Source organism: uncultured Clostridium sp. (assembly GCF_937920395.1).
Lineage (GTDB): Bacteria > Bacillota > Clostridia > Clostridiales > Clostridiaceae > Clostridium_AD.
In genome coordinates, this window is the sequence record NZ_CALEVF010000150.1 from 1 (window position 1) to 5,414 (window position 5,414).

Sequence of the window (5,414 nt, forward strand, 5' to 3'; positions counted from 1 at the left end):
GGTGGTGTGAGAGGTCGCTAAATAAACTAATTATTTAGCTCCTACTCGATTTTAGCGACATAAATAATAAGAAAAAGTAACTACTATATATCTCAACTGCTTTTGTAATAGAAAATTCATTTCAGAATGCTCTCTAGGATGAGACGTATACCTTCACTTTTTTTTATATTACTTGCTTTACAAAAACTTTCTAATGAGTTTGATAATTCTTCACTTATTCTTACGTGAATTATTTCACTCTTAGAGTTTTCTGCTTTTTTTCTTCCTCTTGGCATTATCACACCTCTTAAATTTTGTGTTACATAAAATAAACTTATGTATTACTAACTTTCATCTTAATTACATTATAATACAAATTTACATAATATAACATAATAAGGGCTGAAATTATAAAATTATTTTATGTGTTACAAAGTATAAGGAGACTGTATATTAAATTATAAGTGTATAAAAAATATTGTTTCATGATACAATAAAATAAATAATATGTAATAAAAGGTAAGGTTGTAATAAAAAAAGATTAATAAAATAAGCAAATTTAAGCTTGTCCTACTAATCTTTTCATTAAAAATAAATTCTATTTATGGTTATAACCCAATTAAATGCCTAACAGTATCTATAATTGGGGTTATTACATTTAATAAAATGGCAAGAATATCAGTTAATACAGGAATTGTAATACCTACTTGCTTAAGCACATATATTAAAAGGAATATACCAAGTGCGATGCTTAATATCCTTCCAATTATTTTAAATACAGTAATACCAAGATAAGCAAGTAATAATGCTAATGCAAACATAATAATGGTATTAAGATTAATATTAGAAAAATCAACGTTCATGTGAACACCTCCATTATTATTAAGATTATAACTTATACAGTATAGTTTAGCAAAGGTAAAATATTCTGGAAATCATAGGGAATTTGGAGCGTTTGTAATTTTAATCAGTTGAATCTTAACATTTATTAGATGAGTATTAAAAGTTAAACTATAAAACAATTAGTTTATAAACAATTATGATGTATAATTGAAAGAGAGATTAAGGTTATATGATTTACATTATAAGTGGAGAAGCATTAATCACTTGTACCAACATAACGTATTATATAGAATATATTTAGTACAATATAAGGAGATAAATATGGAAATGAAGAAGATAAGTGAAATAAAAAAAGGCGATAGGGTTGAAGAATTTTTCGTTATAAAGTCTGTAGATGTAAAGGTTTCTAATAATAGTAATACAAATAAATATTTTGATTTTAATTTAGGGGATGCTTCAGGTGATATAAATGCAAAGCTTTGGGAGTATAATGAAGAATTAGAGAATAAATTTAAACAAAGTATATTAGTTAAAATTAAGGGAACTGTAAATGAGTGGCGAGGAAAGCTCCAATTAAAAATTGAAGCAATAAGACTAACTGAGGAAAAAGACAACGTAAATATTTGTGATTATGTTGCTGTAGCACCTTATTTACCAGAAAAAATGTATGATGATATTTTAAATTATTTATCTAAAATTGAAAATACAGATATTCAGAATATAGTTACTAATATCTTAAGCTACAATGAGGAGAAATTAATGCATTATCCCGCAGCTAAGTCTAATCACCATGCTATAAGATCAGGACTTTTATATCATACAACTACCATGCTTAAAGCTGGAGAAAAATTAAGCGAAATTTATACTTTTTTAAATACAGATTTGTTATATGCAGGTATAATACTTCATGATATTGGTAAAATATATGAGATGAATGCTAGTGAACTTGGAATTGTAAGTGAGTATTCCGTGGAAGGTCAACTTTTAGGACATATAGTACAAGGGGTTAAGATGATAGAAACAGCAAGTATTGAGGTTAAAGCGGATAAAGAAGTAACAATGTTACTAGAGCATATGGTATTAGCCCATCATTATGAAGCAGAATATGGAAGCCCTAAAAAACCTATGATACCAGAAGCAGAAATGTTACACCATTTAGATATAATGGACGCAAGAATGTATGATATGAATAAAGCGTTAGGGGATACAAAAAAAGGTAAATTTTCAGAAAGAATAAGATCATTAGATAACATAAGTATTTATAATAGTTTTTTTAATAAATAGATAAGAATATCTTGATAAAAGTTGTAAAAATTGCAAGAATAATAGGTAGGTTTATAATTACCAAATATGAAAATACACTTATTCAACAAATGTGAATAAGTGTATTTTTTATTTTAAAGTTGTAGATAGGGTATTTTAATTTTAATATATACGAACTATTATCAAAAAAAAATTAATAATATTCGTATTTTGTATTGACTGTTTAATATTGCTCTGCTAATATTAAAGAGTATGGCAACCATTAATAATTTCTATTCTCTACGGAGGTATATAAGGAGGCATATGAAATGAAAAAAATTTATGATGTAATTGTTGTAGGAGCTGGTCCAGCTGGAATATTTACAGCGCTTGAAATTGCTAATAAAAAACCTGAACTCAGTGTACTTATAATTGACAAAGGGAGAAATATAGAGAAAAGAAGTTGTCCAGCGAGGATCAATGGTAAATGTGTTAAATGTAATCCTTGTGGAATAACATATGGATGGGCTGGAGCTGGAGCTTTTTCTGATGGTAAGCTTTCGCTAAGTCCAGAAGTTGGAGGAAGACTTCTGGAATATTTGTCTGAAGATGAATCAAAAAAATTAATAAAATATTGTGATGATATATATATAGAGTTTGGAGCAAATGAAAAGGTCTATGGACTTAATAGTGATAAAGTAGATGATGTTAAATATGAGGCGAGTAAACACAATATTCGGCTTGTTGAGTGCCCAGTAAGGCATTTAGGAACAGAACTAGCGTATGAGGTTTTAAAATCTATGTATCATCACTTAATAGACAATACAAATACAGAATTTATTGAACTCAGTGAAGTTGAAGAGATAATAGTTGAGGACAATAAAGCTACTGGAGTATTATTAAAGAATAAAGATGGTGTCTTTAAGGTTAATGCAAAGTATGTTGTAGCAGCACCAGGTAGAGGTGGAGCTGAGTGGATTGCAAATGAAGCTAAAAAACATGGGATAAAGGTTACTAATAATGCGGTAGATATAGGAGTAAGAGTTGAGGTGCCTAACTCTGTTATGGACCATCTAACAAAGGACTTATACGAGGCAAAATTAGTTTATTATTCTGATACCTTTGGAAACAAGGTTAGAACATTCTGTATGAATCCAGGTGGGGTAGTGTCAGCCGAGTATTATGATGATAACACTATCGCAGTTGTAAATGGTCATAGTTACTCAGATCAAAAGCTTAGAACAAGTAATACAAACTTTGCAATGCTTGTATCTACTAGCTTTACAGAGCCATTTAATCAGCCTATTGGTTATGGTAAATACATAGCTCAGTTAGGTAACATGTTAACTGGCGGTGGAATAATGGTTCAAAGACTCGGGGATTTACTAAAGGGAAGACGAACAGATGTTAATAGATTAAGTAAGTCAACTACAGTGCCTACACTAAAATCAGCAGTACCGGGTGATTTAAGTTTTGTATTGCCACAAAGACATCTAACGTCTATTGTAGAAGCATTAAAGGCTTTTGATAAGATAGCTCCAGGGTTATATAGCAAAAACACATTATTATATGGCGTAGAAGTTAAGTTCTATTCTAGTAAATTTAGTACAAATGACAAGTTTGAAACAGCAATTAACAATTTGTATACTATAGGAGATGGTGCAGGAATAACTAGAGGGTTAATGCAAGCATCTGCAACTGGAGTAATAGTGGCAAGAGATATAATTACAAAGGAAGATTAAGAGTATAGCATTAAAGGTTATGATTACAGCATCGAAGATAATGATTAATTTAAATAATTGGTTATATGAATGTTTAAAGTGTATAATTCAAATATAAAGTAAACATAATAGGCAATGAAGTTTGAGTGCCAAAGGATCTAAGAAATCTATTGTGAATTGAAAGAAAGCGAGGAATTTATATGTCAGCATTTATTGTTTTAGGGGCCCAGTGGGGTGATGAAGGTAAAGGTAAGATGACAGATTATCTTGCGCAGGGAGCAGACGTTGTAGTCAGGTTCCAAGGCGGAAACAATGCAGGTCATACTGTTGTTGTAGGAGATAAGGAATACAAACTTCACTTAATACCATCAGGAATATTATACAAAAATAAATTGAATGTAATAGGTAATGGTGTTGTAGTAGATCCAGAGGCTCTATTTAAAGAAATAGACTATTTACAAGATTTGGGTGAGGATATAACACCTGAAAGATTAATGATTAGTGACAGATCACAAGTTATAATGCCTTACCATAAAGAGTTAGACAATTTATATGAGATAGCTAGAGGTAAAAATGATATTGGAACTACTAAAAAAGGTATAGGCCCTTGTTACACTGATAAATTTGAACGAAGTGGAATTAGAGTTTGTGACTTAATGAAAAAAGATGTTCTAAAAGAAAAACTTAAAACTAATCTAACAATTAAAAATGATATAATAACAAAAGTTTTGGGTGGAAAAGCTTTAGATTTTGATACAATATATACACAGTACTTAGAATATGCAGATAGAATGAGACCTTTTGTCAAAGATATATCAGTAAAAGTATATGATTCAATAAAAGCTGGAAAAGATGTTTTATTTGAAGGGGCACAAGGTACTTTACTTGATATAGATTATGGTTCATATCCTTTTGTAACTTCATCAAACACTATTGCAGGTGGAGTTTGCGTTGGAGCAGGAATAGGACCTACTATGATTACAAGTGTCGTAGGAGTAGCTAAGGCTTATACTACAAGAGTAGGAAAAGGACCATTCCCAACGGAACTTGAGGACGAAACAGGAGAATGGATTCGTGAAAAAGGTTTTGAATTTGGGGTAACAACAGGTAGAGCAAGAAGATGTGGATGGCTAGACCTTGTTATATTAAAATCTGCAGCAAGAGTTTCAGGAATCACAAGTTTTGCTGTAACTAAAATAGATACTTTAGCAGGACTTAAAAAAATTAAAATTTGCGTAGGATATAAATTTGAGGGTAGTGTTATAGATTATTTTCCAGCAAGCCTTGAGGATTTAGCTAAATGCGTGCCAATATATGAAGAATTTGATGGTTGGGATTCAAGTATAGCAGATGCAAGAAGTTACGATGAACTTCCTGAGAATGCTAAAATATACTTAAAGAGAATTGAAGAGTTTACTAGTGTCAAAGTTTCGATAGTCTCAGTAGGTCCTAAAAGAGATCAAACAATGGTGTTAACTGAAATATAGTATATAGATATACATATTATATTGTATTATACTCATGTATGTTTTTTATATTATAGGAAAGTATAAATAATATAGAAAACATGCAGGAGGTATACAAATTGGTACTAAAGATTAAAAAAGTGCGTACTAGTAAAGTTTAAGT

General features: G+C 30.2%; 5 protein-coding genes. 3 read left to right on the forward strand and 2 right to left on the reverse strand.

The features are described from left to right. Positions 1-116 precede the first annotated feature (116 nt). A complete protein-coding gene (locus tag Q0649_RS10570) occupies positions 117-275 on the reverse strand; it encodes a hypothetical protein (protein ID WP_298841301.1) in 159 nt (52 codons plus the stop codon). Between the two features lie 312 nt (positions 276-587). Beyond that, positions 588-842 carry a hypothetical protein gene (locus Q0649_RS10575; protein ID WP_298841304.1) on the reverse strand — a complete coding sequence of 85 codons (255 nt, stop codon included), beginning with the start codon at positions 840-842 and terminating at the stop codon, positions 588-590. A gap of 301 nt (positions 843-1,143) precedes the next feature. Between Q0649_RS10575 and Q0649_RS10580 the strand changes: the two genes are divergently transcribed. The 3 genes from Q0649_RS10580 (at position 1,144) to Q0649_RS10590 (ending at position 5,272) form a co-directional block, all read left to right on the forward strand. Then, a complete protein-coding gene (locus Q0649_RS10580) occupies positions 1,144-2,106 on the forward strand; it encodes a 3'-5' exoribonuclease YhaM family protein (RefSeq protein WP_298841306.1) in 963 nt (320 codons plus the stop codon). 287 nt (positions 2,107-2,393) lie between these two features. Beyond that, on the forward strand, positions 2,394-3,806 hold the full coding sequence (locus tag Q0649_RS10585; RefSeq protein WP_298841308.1) for an NAD(P)/FAD-dependent oxidoreductase: 1,413 nt from the start codon (positions 2,394-2,396) through the stop codon (positions 3,804-3,806). Between the two features lie 179 nt (positions 3,807-3,985). After that, positions 3,986-5,272, forward strand: a complete 1,287-nt coding sequence (locus Q0649_RS10590; RefSeq protein ID WP_298841311.1) for an adenylosuccinate synthase — start codon at positions 3,986-3,988, stop codon at positions 5,270-5,272. The last annotated feature ends 142 nt before the right edge of the window (positions 5,273-5,414 follow it).